Raw genomic sequence first — 16476 nt, forward strand, 5'->3', positions numbered from 1 at the left:
TAGGAATAACGTGAATCAAAACATGTGAAGAGAAACCGCAGGTCAGCTGGCCGCCGAGAGCAAAATTGCATGAGAAATGCCATACACGGTTCATGGCTGACGACGACACCGACTTCCTCCCCGGCGAGGGTCCCAGCAGCGGCATCTCCGATTCCCTCACCGCCGGCACCCTCCAGGCGATCCGCGAGCGGGTCGGAAAGCGCGGCGTATCCGCGTACCTGGAGAAGGCCGCACAACGCCAGATCGAGCGCAAGAACCTGGACGAGCTGATCGCCGACCTCGACCAGGCCAACGGTCCCGCCAACGCGGAAGCCGTGGCCGCCAAGCGGGCCAAGCTCACCGGGACCACCCCCTCTTCCGATGCCGGGGCAGCCGCGTGAGCAGCGCCCTCGTCCTGGACAGCGAGGGCCTGGCCAAAGCTGTCCAGCGGGACCGCGAGGCTCACGAGCGGCTCACCGCCGCCCGTGACGCGGACCTGCCCGTGGTCACCTCAGCCGCAGTATTGGTCGAGGTCATCCATCCCAGGATCAATGACGCGGCGCTGAAATGGACCCTGCCTCGGCTGCGAGTCGAGCCAGTCACCCAAGCCATCGCGCAGTCCGCCGCCGCCCTCTTGCGCACGGCCGGGCTGTACCGCCACAAGTACGCCATCGACGCCATGCTCTGTGCCACTGCTCTAGCTCACCCTGGCTGTGTCACCATCCTGACCTCCGGCGTCGAAGACCTCGACCTTCCCACCGCCGATCACACCCGGATCGCCGCCGAGAAGGTCTGACACCGCCTGGGCACGTTGGATTCCCGCACACGAATCTGAAGCGGTACGACTCCCCACTGCGGCCACGCCCTCCGTCAGCGACCGACGAAGAGGAATCGCATGTAGCACGCGAACGACAATCCGCGCTGCCGGAGCTTGGCAGCCTCGACGGAGGCGCTCAGCGTCCTGTGGAGCGCGCCGTTCTGCTGGAGCGCGACCGCGCGCTGGCTCAACTCCTGTCGCTGCTGCCGAGCCTGATCGCCCGCAATGGTGTTCTCTCGGGTGAGACGCTTCTGGTCGTCCTCCATCTGTTTCCGTGCCTTCGCACGCGACGCATCGGCCTCGGATTCCACGGCCTCACGCTGGGCGGTGAGCTGGATCCGGCGGCTGGCGACACCCTGCTCTATCGGCTGTCGCTCTGACGCGTCGAGGGATCTCGGCTGCCGGGCTTCAGCAGCAGCGACCAGGGCTCTTCGCCACTCATCGAGGGCCATGGCCTTGGTCTCGCCGATGCCGTGGACGTCGACGACACGGCCGCTGCTCAGCACGAGCACGGCTCCGGTGCTGTTGTACTGAGCGTTCTGCACGGGCCGGTAGCCCATGAAGTCAGCTGCCGTACGGATCCCTTTGACTGCCAGCCGCCCGGCGAGTTTCGGTCCGATGCCGTGCGGCGGAGACTGAGCGATCACCCATCGGCTGAGCTGATTCCGCACATACGCGGACTGCTTGTCGATGAGTGCCTTGGCCAGGGCTCGACGGAGCTCTTCCGAGAGCCCGTCGATCTTCTTGTCTATGTCGCGCTGCTTGCGTACCTTGCGCTTCTCGGCCTCCTTGAGCTCGGCGTGATACCGGGCTGTGAGCTTGCTCTGGGCTCGCGGGTAGGCAGCGGCACGCTTCGTCTCCGCCGCGTCGAACTTCGCCTGGTCCTTCCGCAGCTTCTCGGCAGCCTTGCCCGGGTCATCGAGCTGGGCCAGTTCATTCGTCAACTCCGCTAGAGCGGCCCGTGACTGCGCCCGCTCCGTGCGGCGGCTTCTGGCGAACGTGGTGAGCGCGATGGCAGCAAGAACGGGCGCACCTGGCCCGATCGGTGGCAACGAGAGCCCGGCGACGAACATCAAGACCGTTGCGACAAGCAGGAGCGGCCAGAGTACGGCTGTGACAACGTCCAGCGGCGTCCGTGTGTGGAAGCCGTCCGGTGCGGTGGCCGAGGGCACTTTCGGCGTCGGAGGGGCCTGTGAAGAGACGTGGCCGGTCATCCATCCGGGCAGTCCACCTGTACCAGGGGCGGCCGCTGTGCCACCGCCCGATACCGCTGAGGTTGTCGCCGTGGCGGCCCGTTGTCTGGGCACGGCCACGGCGAGCGGAGGTAGGAGGTCCAGCGGCTGGAAGGCCAACGACCGTACCTGGTCAGCGAGGCCGCTCACCGACCGGTCGGGGTGGGACAGCAGCGTCTGCAGTCTCGTGGAACCACCTGGGTTCTTGAAGTCGTCCTCGGTGAGCAGCAGGAACTCTCCGCTGGGCTCGTGCAGCCGACCCCACAAATCAGGGTCGGAGGCAATTGCCTTGAGCGACAAGAAGATGACCCAAGCGGAGAACCGGTCCAGCGCAACCCCGAAGTCATCATCCCCCCGCATGGGCGACTGGTAGTTGCGGTGTCCCCGCTCAGTGCCGCCCATGCCCGCCAACGCCGGGACGTACATTCCGTCGTAGTCGACCAGACGCAACGTGTCATCGCTCGCGACGAGCAGATTGCCGTGTTGGAGGTCCCCATGGGCTATCTCGTGGGTAGCCAGATCACGGGTCAGCGCCTCAAACCGGTCAGCCAGACGGTCGACGGCGAACCGGTGGGTGTGGTTGTCGTCGAGCCAGGAGGAGAGGGTGACGCCCTCGACCCATTCCATCTTCAGGACCGGATAGCGATCCCGACCGACGCTGATGGCGTCGGGCAGGTACTCGAATCCCAGATTCCACGGTTGCGAGAGTTCGGCTGGATCTAGTTGCGCGAGTCGGGAGCTGATGGCCTCGTAACGGCGTTCCTGGTCCGGGACGTGACGAGTGAAGCATTTGACCGCATACCGCTTGCCCGAGGAGGCCGAGGTCACCGAGAAAACGCTCGCGAAGGCGCCGGAAATGGCGCGAGGCAGACCGAGCTTGGTCAGTTCTGGCCGTGCGCCCCGGAGTTCGGGATGCTGAAAACACAACTGCGTGTGCTGCAGCGCCTCCGCATAATCAGCGCCGCTGGGAAACTGTCGCTGCGGACCGGTGGCCAAGCCCACTTTCACCGCCCCTCGAAATCGATCCGTACGAGCGCCACGTCGTCGTTCCGCAGATGTCGGCGGCCCCGCAGACCGTTCAGCCAGTTCTTGAATCCGTCCAGGTCGTCGGGACTGGCGAACTCCAGCAACTGGCCTACGGCGTCGTCCTGGTCCGGGGCCGACAAGAGCCATGCGGCCAGGGCGTCGGTCATCAAGAGCAGACGGTCACCGGGTCGACACCAGCCCTCGGTGAACCGCGTGCGGCGGGCCAGCAGTGCCACGTCGTGGTTGCGGCTGCTGAAGAGGTCGGGAGCTGTACCGAACTCCTCGACGGCCGCCACCGGGAATGCCTGTACCAGCCGGTCGTCGTGCAGGTGGAACAGGCAACTGTCCCCGAGTGCGGCAGCGCGCCATCGCCAGGCCGGTCCACGTGTATCGGGGTGGGAATCGGACTCCGGATCGACGCGCACCGTGAGCAGAGTCGCGTAGGCACCCTCTGCCAGCTTGGTGTGCTCGTACCACTTCAACGGTCGCCCTTCCGCGCAGCGCATCTGCGTGTACTGCACGAGCCAGGGATCCCACTGGGCCACCGCCGCAGCCGCGAACTCCTCGAAGGCAGTGCCGCCCGCCAGAAGGTCCGGCAGCCTCATGGCGTGCTCAGCCGCCGCGCGCGACAGCAGACGGGCCCAGTCCTTGGCCAGAGCGCTCTCCGTCGCACCGTCGCAGACGCCTGCGGTGAGCGGCTCCTGCAGCATGTAGTCGTGTGGACGGCCGGGAAGCACGGCCACGGCGTCTTCGCACTCCGCCTCTGTGCTTCCGTGTTTCGGCGCCACGAGATGCGTGACGTACACGCATGAGGTGGACGTTGTCACCGCAGTTCGGTGGCTCGGGTACCGATGTCGAGGAACTGCACGACCGTGGTGATGTCCGCGTTGTAGACGAAGCCACGGGTGGTCTCACTGACCCGCTGCCCCTGCGAGGCGGCGTATGAGCGCATGTGGCTGGGCAGCGGACTCGACATGGCGAACAGGGTCTGGGCGTAGCTATCCGGGAGGCCGTCGGCCGTGTCGGGGAAAGCGGTGGGGGTTCCGCCTGCGGCAGACACATGCAGATTGAACAGCAGCGCCGCTCCGTCGGCCGTAGCGTGCGAGGTGACGGCTTCCGCTGCCGCGGTGGGGTCGCCGTCGGTCGACTCGCCGTCCGTGAGGTTGATGACGATGGGCGGGAAGCTGGCCGGGTAGCGCTCGGTCCATGCCGCGACGAGGGTCTCGGCGTACTGAAGCGCACGATTCATCGGGGTTCCGCCGTGGGCGACCGGATCCATCCACAGCGGGAAGTTGACCACGGTCTCCACCAGGCCGCCGGCACCGTCAGACACCTTCTTGCTTCGCTCGTCGACGCGAGCCGGGTTGTCCGCCACCTCACTGAGAGGGACAAGGTCGCGGCCGGCGAGCGAACCCGCGAACGCCGAGCCAACGGTGGCGCCGTATCCGATGACCGCGACGTGGAAGTAGTCGCGTACGCCTTCTTCCTTTGCACACTTGACCGAGAGTTCAGTGAGCAGCCTGTTGATGGCGTCAGCAACAACATCGGCCTTCTGTTGGGGTACTTCACCACCGATGGGGTCACTCATGGAGGTCGACTGATCGACGAGAAAGATGATGCTCGTCGGATTGCTGCGGCTGATCTCTGCCGTGTACGGCACGATGGGCTCCTGACGGACTGCGAAGAAGTCGGTCGTCGGAGAAGCTCACAGGCCATGCTGACGTGCCGAACACCGGCGTGCAGGCCAGGTCACTGAGATCTCCCGATCTTATGGTAGTGAGAAGACCTCGGCGTTTGGGGCGAATTCAACGGCCTCGCCGAGGTCGCTTCCTCCTCCTCACTGACCGCCGAGCCGCGCCGTCACGCGCTCCGCTCGATCGGCCCACACATGCCACGCAGGCATCCGAACGCCGTTCGGCAGCAGGGCCGCTTGGCTGAGCGCGAGCCTCAGGTGTCGTGCCTCGTCCATGTCGGAGGAGGCCCCGTGGTCCAGCCGGACCTGGGTAGCGTGCGTGCCTCGGCGGACGTCGAAGTCGTAGGGGTATCCGTCAACCGTGACGTTCCTGTCGAGCAGGACTCCGGAAATCGAGTCGGCCAGCATGAGTTGAAGCCGATCGCCGACAAGCTCATCCTGCTGCCCGGAGTTCACATCGAATGGAGTCGGCGCGGACTTGACCTCAGCCACGTCCAGCAGCGCATGCGGCATGCCCGCCCGAACCGACCAGAAGTCGCGGTCGCCGAACACAATGAGATGCGAACAGGCGCGGGTGATGGCCACGTTCCACAGATTGACCTCGCGGCAGAGCCAGTTGACCGCGCTGGGACGCATTTTCGCACCCGCGACCAGGGACAACAGGATCGCGTCCTGCTGTCCTCCCTGGAACGTGTGCACCGTGCCGACCCGTACGCGCTTCTCGTTCTTCCAGCGCTCGGCGATCAGGTCCTTCTGGGCGCGGAAGGGGGTGACCACTCCTACCGTCGAACCTTCAGGCAACCGCATCAGCAATCGCTCCACAGAGAGATGAACGCGCTCTGCCTCTTCCTCGTTCATCCACGACCCGTTCCTGCCTCGGCGCGCCGTGCCCACCACATCGAGCCACTGCACCGCGTCGACCCCGTCGAGGCGTCGCAAGGACCGCGGTTCGGTGAGGACCGTCAGCCGGTCGCCGTAACAATGTCGGTTAGAGATGCCGACGATGTCTGGATGGCAGCGGAAGTGCTCGTCCAACAGCAGTGTTTCCCCGGCCGCGTGGGCGGTCGCGTGGAACGCGGAGTAGCGGCGGTGCTCGAGCCGATGCTCGTCGAGCCAGCTCGCCCGCAGCCCCGCACCACGGTGTGACTCCGCCTCCTGCCGGGGCTGAAGTGTGGTGATGTGCTGCAGCTGCATGGGGTCCCCGATCACGAGCGCACGCCGTGCGCGGAAAAGCAGAGGCAGCACATCCGATGTGGAGCACTGACTCGCCTCATCGACAATGACCAGGTCGAAGAGGGCGGCACGGTCACGGAACCGTCGTGGGGACCTCGTGGTCACGGCCCAACCGGACACCTGCGGCAGGATCCGCTCCAGGGACGACCACTGTCGCGGTGATCGTGACTTGACGGCTTCGATGCGGTCGTGGATGGCCGCACGCGCGGTCATGGCCTGCTCCGCCACCACCGCCTGCATCAGCGCTGCCGACGTCTCCTGGACCTGTCGATCGGTCTCCCCGAGCATCGTGAGGAGTTGGGCATCGTCCGGTGCCGCATCGGCTTCGCTGCTCTTCCGTCGCCAGGCGACTTCGGCTTCCGCGAAGGACAGCAGGTCGGCGAAGCCTTGCCGTCCTGAAACCTGTACGGCCAGCGGGGCGAAACTGCGCAGGCATCGGCTTCGCAGCCACCCTCCGAGGAACCCAAGGCGGGCCGCCATGCGAGCGCGGCGCAGCCACCGGTCGAGGGACATATCGTCGCCCAGGGCTGCGGCGAGCGTCTGAGCATCGCAGTGGTGCTGTTCGGCGTAGGAGAAGCGCAGTCGGCCGAGGTCGGCCAGTTCCCGTTCCCGACGGGCGAGCACCGCGAGTTGACGACGCAGCGCCTCTTGCCCCCGAAGGCGGTTACGCAGTTCGCCCCGGCACATCTGGGAAGACTGGTGGGACCGGGCGCTGCGGGTGAGCTGCTCAAGCGTCCGCACCTCATGCGCGACGGCCGTCTGGTTTCCCGTTCGTACGAGGAGCCCTGGCGCCAGGGCTTCGCAACGCTCCCAGACCTCATCCACTGCCTTGTTGTTGGTCGAGGCGACGAGCACGGTCTGACCGGCCGCTCTGGCCGTAGCGACCGCATTGACGATGAGCTGGCTCTTCCCAGTGCCGGGCGGCCCGGTGGCGACCGTGAGCTTGCGGACCATGGCAGCCCGGATAACCGCTTCCTGTCCTTCGTTCAGTTCCAGGGGAGCGACCACCTGTACCTGTTGCTCGGCACTCTCGTCCGCTCCTGGTGCCGCCGGTGCCGTAAAGGCTCCGAGCGCGGTGCCCGCGAACTGCCCAACGCTCTTTTGCAGCGTTCTGTAGTCCTTCATCAGCTGAGCGGTGGCCGCGGCGTCCGAGCGTGCGGCGTAGACGACCGCCACGTTGCGGACACCCTCATGCGCGGCGTAGAGCGAGCTGCCGTCACCGAGTGCTCCGGGGTCCAGGTGCTCCGTGTCGGGTAGCCCCAACTCCTGGAGCAGACTGCGCAGGTCGCGGATCATGTCCTCGCGGAATCCCGGCCGCCAGTTGGGCTGGTAGGCGGCGAGCAATTCTCTGCCTTCGTCCTTGCCCAGCCGGTCGAGGACGAGTTTGGGATGCAGGACGATCGGGCCCGTGGGTGTGACCACACTGCGTCCATGCGGGCCGCGTTCGATCTCGATCTGGCGCATGGCGAGCGGCGCACACACTTGCCGCTTGCCGTCGTAGAGGACGGCGACGGGGTATCCGTACCAGAGGTCGGCACCGTCCTTGAGAGCACGCTCGGACAGGTCAACAACACGTTCCGGCGCCGGAATCGTGGTTTCCGTGCCGGAGAGCAGGACTTCCTCCCCTGCCGACCAGACCGCGCGTGGAGGATCGCTTCCCACCAGTGGCAGAAGGTCGTCGGTGGCATTCTCCTCCTCCAAACAGTGCTGGTAGTACGTCAGCAGCTGTGCCCATTCGACGTCCGTGAAGGCGGAGTCGTCGTGTACCGCCTCGGTGGCTTTGACCGCTGCCGGAGTCACCACTCCAGCACCGTCGCTGACTGCGGTGCCCCCTGCAGGCAACGGCTTGAGGGCGGGAATCTGACGGCCTGTGGAGGCATCGGCGAGATAGATGTCACCGGTCACGTGAAGACTGGACTGAGTCGGCGTCTGCTGGCGTCCGTCAGGGGCTTTCCGTAAGTCACGACTGATGTATCGGAACAGGTCGTTCGCCGATACCTGTCCATCACCGTCCAGGTCCGCTTGTCCGGAGTGCAGACCCTCGACAATCGCTCTGGTGAACTGTGAGGGTTGATCCGCATCGGTGGTGAATGCCTGCTCCCAGTGCTGAGACGCGGTGATGACGTGCACTCCGCTGGCCTCGACGACCGGCGCGGCAGCCGACTGCGAGGACCCCTTGCTGCGGAATCCCTGCACCGCGCTGCCGCTGAAACAGCAGTCGAGCAACAGGACTTTGCGCCGAGCCGCGCATTTCTCTAACTGGTCCGTCACGAAAGAGGCTTCGAGAGCGGTCTGCTGTATCCGGTCCGCCCCGGTGTCCGTCGTGACGTAGTACAGCTGACCGCCCTCACGGTCGTACACCCCGTGACCGCTGAGATAGAGCACAACCAGTTCGTCCGGCTCACGGTCCCTGAGAAACTGTTCGATGGTCTGTTTGATCGCCACCTTCGACGAGTCCTCGACCCGTAGACACCTCTCGTACCTTCCGACCGCCGGCATTTCCAGGACCTGGCTCAGGTAGTGTACGTCTGCACGTACAGAGGGCAGGGCGGGGAAGTTCACGTCCTCATAGGCGGCAGTGCCCACGAGTAAGGCATATTTGCGACTCATCGCGCTTCTCCCGGACCGGCCCCCGACCTGTCGCCCTGACCGTCCTGCAATGCCTTCACCTCACGCCCGGACACTCCGCCCTGGAACTCCGTGACCGTTCCATCGAAATGCACCACACGCACCTTGCGGCTCTTGCGGACATCGACCCACGCTTTGATGGCGGTCCTCGCCAGTGCGAAGGTTCCCGTGGTGAGGATGAGCACTACCTCCGGAGTCAGCAGTGCAGGCCCTTTCGCGCCCTCCGTCGTTCGCGGCGCTTCAGGCGGGGCAAAGCTCGCTTCTGCGCCATCCAGCCGGTTCAAGACCTCACGGAGCTCCTTCGCTTCGAGCTCCGCATGCCGCGGGTCGGCGCCGAACACCTGGATACGCACGGACTCGATCTCGTCGGACATCTTCCCCCTTGTGCTTCCGACTTGCGCGTATGGAAAGAGAGTTACGGACGTTGCTGATTGGCCGCAACCTTGGCGATTCGCCCTGTCCCCCATGATCCGGGTACCCAACGCCAGCGCCTCGTGCCCTCGTCCGGAACTCGCAGGATCCTGTACAGCGGCTCACCCAGGTCCGACCATCGCTCCAGGGCATCCCGGTCCACCAGGTGAATCCCATAGCGAGGGCCGCTGGCGCGCGCTGCCGCCGTAAATCCCCCAGTGGTAATGATCACGGCGAAGTGGGCACCATGGTCATGACGGTACGTTCCGTTGACCCGCTGGACGTCCTGATCCCCGACCCTTCGGTTCGGCCGCAGCCGCTTACACTGCACAACGACCCGCCGTTGCGAATGATCGACGACGAGTACGTCGGCGCCCTTGTCCCCTGCTTTGCCCACATGTTCCGCGCTCAGTCCGTCTCGGCGCAGCAAAGAGCAGACTGCAAGCTCGAACTCTTGGGGGTTCAGGGCATCGAGATGGGCCAGCGAATAGCGCACGGGTATCGAGAGAGGCGCCGCGCGACCAGCCCATCTCTGTACGGCCAGCCACCCCGGCTTCAGGCCCAGCCCCGCGGCTACGGCCGTCAGTACGGCACCTGTCCACACCGGCCATTGCTCGACCGTCTGCCACAGACCAGTGACCCCGGCCAGGGCTCCCACGCTCCACACCCACCAGGGAACCGCGCCCCATCCCCCCTGGCTCCGCCGACGTCGCATCAGATACCCCGCCCGAAGAGCGCCCACATACCGAAGGCAAGACCGAACAGCGCAAGTCCTGCCAGGTCGGTGATCGTGACCAAAGTGAACGTGTGGTCTCGGCAACGCGCGAACAGTCCCCGGCGCCTACGGCGACACGGCCGGTGAAAGGTTGTCGGCCCCCCGCAACGCGACACCAGCGTGACACCGCCGATCACGAGTAGCGCCATGACAAGCAGCATCGGATCCCCCTGCCCCCGGCCAAGCCCCTATGAGTATCGGGAAACCTTCCGTCCCGACCAGTACTTCTTCGGCCGAACCAATGAACCGGAGGATGCACGGGAGCGCAGACAACGTTCATTCGTTCCTCGCACGCGCCATCCTGGCTCTCCGATGGCCCGTCCTAACTTTCGACTACGCCCTGCGCGTCCCCCACCGAGTAGTGCACGACCTCGGGTTCCCTCCAACCTTCTCCCCAGCGCCTGGCCGTAGCCGCGCCCGCTGCGTGACCGGCCGCTCCGGCAGCGCATGCGACTTGAGCGCTGGAGAAGTCTGGCTTGATCAAGAGGACACGGCACGGCAAGCAACTCGCGAGGGGAAGCGGAGCAGGTCTGGGCCGGTTCCGGATTGGGCGCCAGAGTGGTCCTGCCAACCAGCCCGATGTTGCGATCACCCGTACGAGAATCGCTGGCTGCCGCCCAACCTGCGGGCACCGTCGTCGAGTTGGCCGCCCTGGATTGTCAGCACCGGCCGCTATCGTCGAATGCCGAGCCGAGGAACGCCAGAGCCCCACCCGCGGGGCACTAACTGCCCCCTTCACCGCTTAAGGATTGCTCGTGACCTACGTGCGCCCCCACTACCGCCGCGACGGCACCTACGTCAAAGGCCACAATCGCCGCAACCGACCCCGCGCCGCGCAGCCCTCTGCGGCAGCCCGACGTACCACTCCTGCACCGCGTCCCCGCCCAGTCTCCACCGGACCGACAGCCTATGTCCGCCCCTACTACCGTTCGGACGGCACCCGTGTGCGCGGGCACCGCCGGTCCATCAGCCCTCGCGTTCTCGGCGTGGCGGCGGGCACGGGAGGAGGCGGTCTTCTGCTGTTCCTCTTACTGCTGGCCCTGACGAGCGGGCCTGAAACAGGAAACAAAGCACCGGCTGATACGACGCCGTCGCGCTCGGCGTCGGTCTCGACGACGCACCACCCATAGGCCACGGCCCACACAGCAGGGGCCCCTCGAAGCTGACGGGGCACCCTGCTGTGACAGTCCTTGATTCCCATCATGATCCTTCCCAGCCGAGACCACGTCTCGTGCCAGACCGGTCACACCGGGCTTTCACATCTTTCAACCCATCCGCATTCCAGCAGAAACGGCGGGCATTGTGTCAGGGGCAGCACGCCCCAGGAACCACGGGAGGACCACGTGAACCAGGCCCTCAACGAGCGGCAGCAAGCCGTGCTCGACTGGGTGGGCCAGGGATGTCCCGACGGAGTCTGGCCGAACAGCGCGTACAAGGTCAGCGCACAGGCCCTACAGAACCGAGGGCTCGTCAAAATCACCAAACGCCGAGGGCATTGGAGCGCCCACCTCACCGACAAAGGACGGCAGCATCTCACCGAACGCGGCATCCGCCCCGCGGAGCAGAACGCTGAACCACCTCAGCGACCCGGTCGAAAGTCCGCACCTCCACGACCCAAGACAGCGCAGAAGGCCCGTACGAGCTACGCGGACCAACTCCTCGAAGAACTAGCCGCGAACGATGGCTGCCTCATCAAGCCCATCCAATCTGGCCCGCACGCAGTGAACTGGTCATCACGAGTCAACGCCGCCCGCAAGTCCGGCAAGATCCCCCACACGCAGAAGCTCTACGGATACCACACCCATCGCGGCTACGAAATCAAGCTCGTCGACATCCCCGCCTGGCGCCTGGCCGAACTCACCCCACTTCCCGTGCCGGCCAGACTCACCAAACCCCACGCCGTCGTGGCCGCCCTCGAAAAGCAGCCACAGCCCATGGGCCTGACCAAGTCCATCCGAGGCCGAGCTCTGCGCATCATCCAGGCCCTCATCACCGCCACCGGTGCGCAAGGCCATGAGGCGGCACTCGGCCCCACACAAGGCGCCCCCCGCCCCATCGACGCCGCAGTGCACCGCCACACTTCACCATCACCGCCCAAGGCGAAAGCGTCGGATTCCTCGTCCTTCAGGAACAGGACCGCAGCGAACACATCCCCACCGACAAGGAACTCGCCGACGCCAAGAAGTACTCGTGGATGCGCATCGCCCGCTTCGACTACACACCCTCAGACCGCCTGCGTTTCATCCTCCGCGGTGGCTCCCCACACCGCGCCAGCGAATGGGCCGACCTACCCGACCGGTCGTTGGAAGACCAACTCGCCGAAATCGTGCAGGAGGTCGGCCTCCGCGGTGAAGCCGCGGAACGCAAACGCCGTGCAGACCAGCAAGCCCGAGAGGCGGAACGACGGCGCTGGGAAGCCGCCATGCGCGACGCCCGCGCCGCATACGCCCACGCCTATCGTGTCAAACACCTCGGAGAGCAGGCGGACGCCTGGCACCAGGCCAAGCGCCTGGCCGAGTACGTCACAGGAGTGCGCGAGCGCGCCACATCACTGCCGCCCGGACAAGAAAGAACCGAGATCGAGGCGTGGCTAGCGTTCGCAGACGCTCACCTCCAGCACCTCACCGACTTCGCCTCAGCACCGAAGCTGCCCAGCCCACCGAAGCCCAGCGGTGATGACCTCAAGCCCTTCCTCGGCCACTGGAGCCCCTACGGCCCCCGCGCCTACTGAGCCCCAAGTGGGCCACAACTCACGGGTCTTCTCCAAGAGACAGCAAAGAAGCAACCCCGACAGGCCGCACCCGACGCATCGTCACCCGCACGAACGGCCGCCTGACGCTCCATTGGAATGTGCGTCAAACGTGCGTCATGCGCGTCGAAAATGCGTCACGATATCGCCCGTAACACCCGCAGCGCACGTAATGCACACCAGGCGAAACCGCAGGTCAGGAGCCCTTCACAACAGGCTCAAGCACCGCCACGCACTCCACATGATGCGTCATAGGAAACAGATCGAACGCCCGAAGCATCCGCACCCGGTACCCGCTCTCGCGGAAGTAGCCCAAGTCCCGGGCCAGCGCGGCCGGGTCGCAGGCCACGTAGGCGATCCGGCGGGCTCCCAGGGCCGCCAGGTGGCGGACCGTGGCCTTGCCCGCGCCCGCGCGGGGCGGGTCCAGGACGATGACGTCGACTTCCGTGATGCCCGTGCGCGGGAGGACCGATTCGACCTTGCCCTGTTCGATGCGGACGCGGTCGAAGGCGGCGAGGTTGTGGCGGGCGTCCTCGACGGCGCGCTTGGAGGACTCGATGCCGAGGACGGCACCCTCGGCGCCGACGCGGTCGGCGATGGCGCCCGCGAAGAGGCCCACGCCGCAGTACAGGTCGAGGGCCGTCTCGCCCTTGCGCGGGAGGAGGCCCTGCATGACCGCCGTCACCAGCGTGTCCGCGGCCTTCGGGTGGACCTGCCAGAAGCCGCCGCTGCCGACGCGGTACGTGCGGCCGTCCGCGCGCTCGCGGACGAAGGGGCGGCCGTGGACGCGGTGGACCCCGCCGTCCTTCTCGCCGACCCGCATGACCGAGACCGGCTGGTCGAGCTCGACGATGGGCAGCCGGGCCCCGGGCCGCGGGGTGAGGATGACCTGGCGGTCCTGCGAGCCCGTCGCCGCGATGGCCTCGATCGACTCCATGCCCGCCCAGCCGCGCTGCTCGATGCCGAGGTCGCTGACGCCCGCCGCCGCGATCATGCAGTGGTCGATCGGCTCGACCTCGTGCGAGCGGTGGCGGCGCAGGCCCGCACGGCCGGACTCGGCGTCCACCGCGTACTGGACGCGGGTGCGCCACTGCGGGACCTCGCCCGCCGGGAGCTTGTCGCCCTCCGCGGGCATCACCGTGCCGTCCCAGCCCGCCTCCTCGGGCGTCAGGCCCGCGAGCCGCTTCAGCTGCTCGGCGATGACCTCGCCCTTGAGGCGGCGCTGCGCGCCCGGCTTGGCGTGCTGCCAGTCGCAGCCGCCGCAGCGGCCGGGGCCGGAGTAGGGGCAGGGGGCCGTCACGCGGTCCTTGGACGGTTCGAGGACCGTCACCGCGTCCGCGCGCAGGAAGCGGGAGGACTCGTCGCCCTCCGTGACGCGCACGACGACCTTCTCGCCGGGCAGGGTGTGGCGCACGAAGAGGACGCGGCCCTCGGCCGTACGGGCGATGCAGTGGCCGCCGTGGGCGACGGGGCCGACCTCGACCTCGTACTCCTCCCCCACCAGTGAGTTCTTCGGTTCTGCCTGCATGGCGGGGTGACTCCACAACGTCAAAGGATGAGCGGCCGGACAACAGCCCACCAGTCTACGTGGGTGTCGTCCGGCCGCTCACTCCGGCACACGGAAGGCGCACCCGGGCCGCGCAGGAGCCCCGCCAGGGGCCCGCTCAGCCCTTGCCGCTCTTCTCCTTCGCCCGCTTCTCCACCGGCCCCCTCCGCACCGACCCCGGCGCGTTCCACTCCTGGCGCCTGCGGGCCCGCTTCTTCGCGGCCTCGGAGGACTCCAGCTGGTAGGGGACGGAGGTGACCATCACGCCGGGGGTGAAGAGCAGACGGCCCTTGAGGCGCAGGGCGCTCTGGTTGTGGAGGAGGTGTTCGTACCAGTGGCCCACCACGTACTCGGGGATGATCACGCTCACCGCGTCGCGCGGGCTCTCGCGGCGCAGCGACTTCACGTACTCGATGATCGGGCGGGTGATCTCGCGGTACGGCGAGTCGAGGACCTTCAGGGGTACGGAGATGCCGCGCCGTTCCCACTCGGCGCGCAGGGCCTTGGTCTCCACCGGGTCGACGTTGACGCTCAGCGCCTCCAGGGTGTCCGTGCGCATCAGCTTGGCGTACGCGAGGGCGCGCAGCGTCGGCTTGTGGATCTTGGAGACGAGGACGATGGAGTGCACCCGGGAGGGGCGGACGCTGTCGTCGGTCGGGCCCTCGGGGGCGGCGATCTCCTCGGCGACCCGATCGTAGTGGCGGCGGATCGCGGTCATGGTCGCGTAGAAGATGACCATGCCGAGCAGCGCGACCCAGGCGCCGTGCGTGAACTTGGTGACGAGGACGACGATCAGGACCAGGCCCGTGAAGAAGGCGCCGAAGGTGTTGATCGCGCGGGAGCGGACCATGTGGCGGCGCTTGCCCGGGTCCTGCTCCGTGGACAGATGGCGGTTCCAGTGCCGGACCATGCCGATCTGGCTGAGCGTGAAGGAGACGAAGACGCCGACGATGTAGAGCTGGATCAGGCGGGTGGAGTCCGCGCCGTAGACCCAGACGAGGAGGGCCGCGGCGCCCGCGAGGAGCACGATGCCGTTGGAGAACGCGAGGCGGTCGCCGCGGGTGTGCAGCTGGCGCGGCAGATAGCGGTCCTGCGCGAGGATCGAGCCGAGCAGCGGGAAGCCGTTGTACGCGGTGTTCGCGGCGAGGAAGAGCACGAGGGCGGTGGCCGCGGCGAGGACGATGAACAGGAAGCTGCCGTTGCCGAAGACCGCCTCGGCGACCTGGGAGATCACCGGGTTCTGGACGTAGTCGCCGCCGACGGGGACGCCGTTCTCCAGGAGGTCCTTGGCGGGCTTCTCGGCCATGTGGACGTTGGTCGCCATGGCCAGGCCGATGATGCCGCAGAACATGGTGACGGCGAGGGCGCCCATGAGCGCGAGCGTCGTCGCGGCGTTCTTCGACTTGGGCTTGCGGAAGGCGGGCACGCCGTTGCTGATCGCCTCGACGCCGGTGAGCGCGGCACAGCCGGAGGAGAAGGCGCGCAGCAGCAGGAAGACGAGGGCGAAGCCCGCGATGCCCTGGTGCTCGGCCTTGATCTCGAAGTCGGCGGTCGGGGCCTTCATGGTGTCGTCGAGGACGAAGCCGCGGAACGCGCCCCAGGCGATCATGAGGAAGACGCCGACGACGAAGACGTACGTCGGGATCGCGAAGAGCTTGCCGGACTCCTTCACGCCGCGCAGGTTCATCAGCGTGAGCAGCACGATGACGGCGACCGCGCAGAGCACCTTGTGCTCGACCACGAAGGGGACCGCGGAGCCCAGGTTCTCGATGCCGGAGGAGATGGACACGGCGACGGTCAGGACGTAGTCGACGAGCAGGGCACTCGCGACGGTCAGACCCGCCTTGGGGCCGAGGTTGGTGTTGGCGACCTCGTAGTCGCCGCCACCGCTCGGGTACGCGTGCACGTTCTGCCGGTACGAGGCCACGACGGTGAACATCAGCACGACGACCGCGACGGCGATCCAGGGGCTGTAGTGGTACGCCGACGCGCCCGCGATCGACAGGACGAGCAGCACCTCGCCGGGCGCGTACGCGACGGAGGAGAGCGGGTCGGAGGCGAATACGGGGAGGGCGATGCGCTTCGGCAGGAGCGTTTCTCCCAGCCGGTCGCTGCGCAGTGCGCGCCCGATGAGGATCCGTTTGGGCACGTCGGTCAGTTTGGACACGCAGAGGATCGTAAGCGCTGCGTCAGCGTGTCGCCCACCCAGTACCCCCGACTTGTCAAGACCTCCTGGGGAAAAGGTTAAAGAGATGTTCAAGCGACGGGTGGGTGGCCCCGCCCCCCCCCCCCCCCCGGCCCCCCCGCCCCCCCCCCGGCGGGGGGGGGCCCCCGCCCCCCCCGGCCCCGCCGCCCCCCCCCCCCACCACCGCCCCCCCCCCCCCCCC

The 16476-nt window shown here is 67.0% G+C and carries 12 protein-coding genes; 3 read left to right on the forward strand and 9 right to left on the reverse strand.

From position 1 onward, the window contains the following. Positions 1–92 precede the first annotated feature (92 nt). Both ACIG3E_RS21735 and ACIG3E_RS21740 read left to right on the forward strand, forming a co-directional pair. Positions 93–380, forward strand: coding sequence for a hypothetical protein (locus ACIG3E_RS21735; RefSeq protein ID WP_399618782.1), 288 nt, complete (start codon positions 93–95; stop codon positions 378–380). Beyond that, on the forward strand, positions 377–775 hold the full coding sequence (locus ACIG3E_RS21740) for a type II toxin-antitoxin system VapC family toxin (RefSeq protein WP_399618785.1): 399 nt from the start codon (positions 377–379) through the stop codon (positions 773–775). Before ACIG3E_RS21735 ends, ACIG3E_RS21740 begins: the two co-directional genes overlap by 4 nt. A 74-nt stretch (positions 776–849) precedes the next feature. On the opposite strand, the gene ACIG3E_RS21745 is transcribed toward ACIG3E_RS21740, so the two are convergent. From ACIG3E_RS21745 to ACIG3E_RS21775, 7 genes are all read right to left on the reverse strand, one after another. After that, positions 850–3030: an AarF/UbiB family protein gene (locus ACIG3E_RS21745; protein WP_399618788.1), complete on the reverse strand. Its 2181-nt coding sequence runs from the start codon at positions 3028–3030 to the stop codon at positions 850–852. 2 nt (positions 3031–3032) lie between these two features. Beyond that, positions 3033–3764 (reverse strand): hypothetical protein, encoded by a 732-nt coding sequence (locus ACIG3E_RS21750; RefSeq protein WP_399618791.1) that lies wholly within the window; start codon positions 3762–3764, stop codon positions 3033–3035. Between the two features lie 113 nt (positions 3765–3877). After that, the gene (locus ACIG3E_RS21755) at positions 3878–4714 is read right to left on the reverse strand and encodes a vWA domain-containing protein (protein ID WP_399618794.1); all 837 of its coding nucleotides are present in this window, start codon (positions 4712–4714) and stop codon (positions 3878–3880) included. Between the two features lie 177 nt (positions 4715–4891). Beyond that, positions 4892–8590, reverse strand: a complete 3699-nt coding sequence (locus ACIG3E_RS21760) for an AAA domain-containing protein (protein ID WP_399618797.1) — start codon at positions 8588–8590, stop codon at positions 4892–4894. Next, on the reverse strand, positions 8587–8982 hold the full coding sequence (locus ACIG3E_RS21765; RefSeq protein WP_399618799.1) for a hypothetical protein: 396 nt from the start codon (positions 8980–8982) through the stop codon (positions 8587–8589). The genes ACIG3E_RS21760 and ACIG3E_RS21765 overlap by 4 nt, the downstream gene beginning before the upstream one ends. Positions 8983–9023: 41 nt before the next feature. After that, positions 9024–9734: a restriction endonuclease gene (locus ACIG3E_RS21770; RefSeq protein WP_399618802.1), complete on the reverse strand. Its 711-nt coding sequence runs from the start codon at positions 9732–9734 to the stop codon at positions 9024–9026. 1793 nt (positions 9735–11527) lie between these two features. Beyond that, positions 11528–11809 carry a hypothetical protein gene (locus tag ACIG3E_RS21775; protein ID WP_399618804.1) on the reverse strand — a complete coding sequence of 94 codons (282 nt, stop codon included), beginning with the start codon at positions 11807–11809 and terminating at the stop codon, positions 11528–11530. A gap of 179 nt (positions 11810–11988) precedes the next feature. Between ACIG3E_RS21775 and ACIG3E_RS21780 the strand changes: the two genes are divergently transcribed. Continuing rightward, a complete protein-coding gene (locus ACIG3E_RS21780) occupies positions 11989–12525 on the forward strand; it encodes a hypothetical protein (protein ID WP_399618807.1) in 537 nt (178 codons plus the stop codon). A gap of 214 nt (positions 12526–12739) precedes the next feature. Here ACIG3E_RS21780 and ACIG3E_RS21785 read toward each other — a convergent pair whose 3' ends face one another. Beyond that, the gene (locus tag ACIG3E_RS21785) at positions 12740–14071 is read right to left on the reverse strand and encodes a class I SAM-dependent RNA methyltransferase (RefSeq protein WP_399618809.1); all 1332 of its coding nucleotides are present in this window, start codon (positions 14069–14071) and stop codon (positions 12740–12742) included. A gap of 136 nt (positions 14072–14207) precedes the next feature. Further along, a complete protein-coding gene (locus ACIG3E_RS21790; RefSeq protein WP_399618812.1) occupies positions 14208–16256 on the reverse strand; it encodes an APC family permease in 2049 nt (682 codons plus the stop codon). Between the last annotated feature and the right edge of the window lie 220 nt (positions 16257–16476).

The organism is Streptomyces sp. NPDC053474 (assembly GCF_044544845.1).
Classification (GTDB): domain Bacteria; phylum Actinomycetota; class Actinomycetes; order Streptomycetales; family Streptomycetaceae; genus Streptomyces.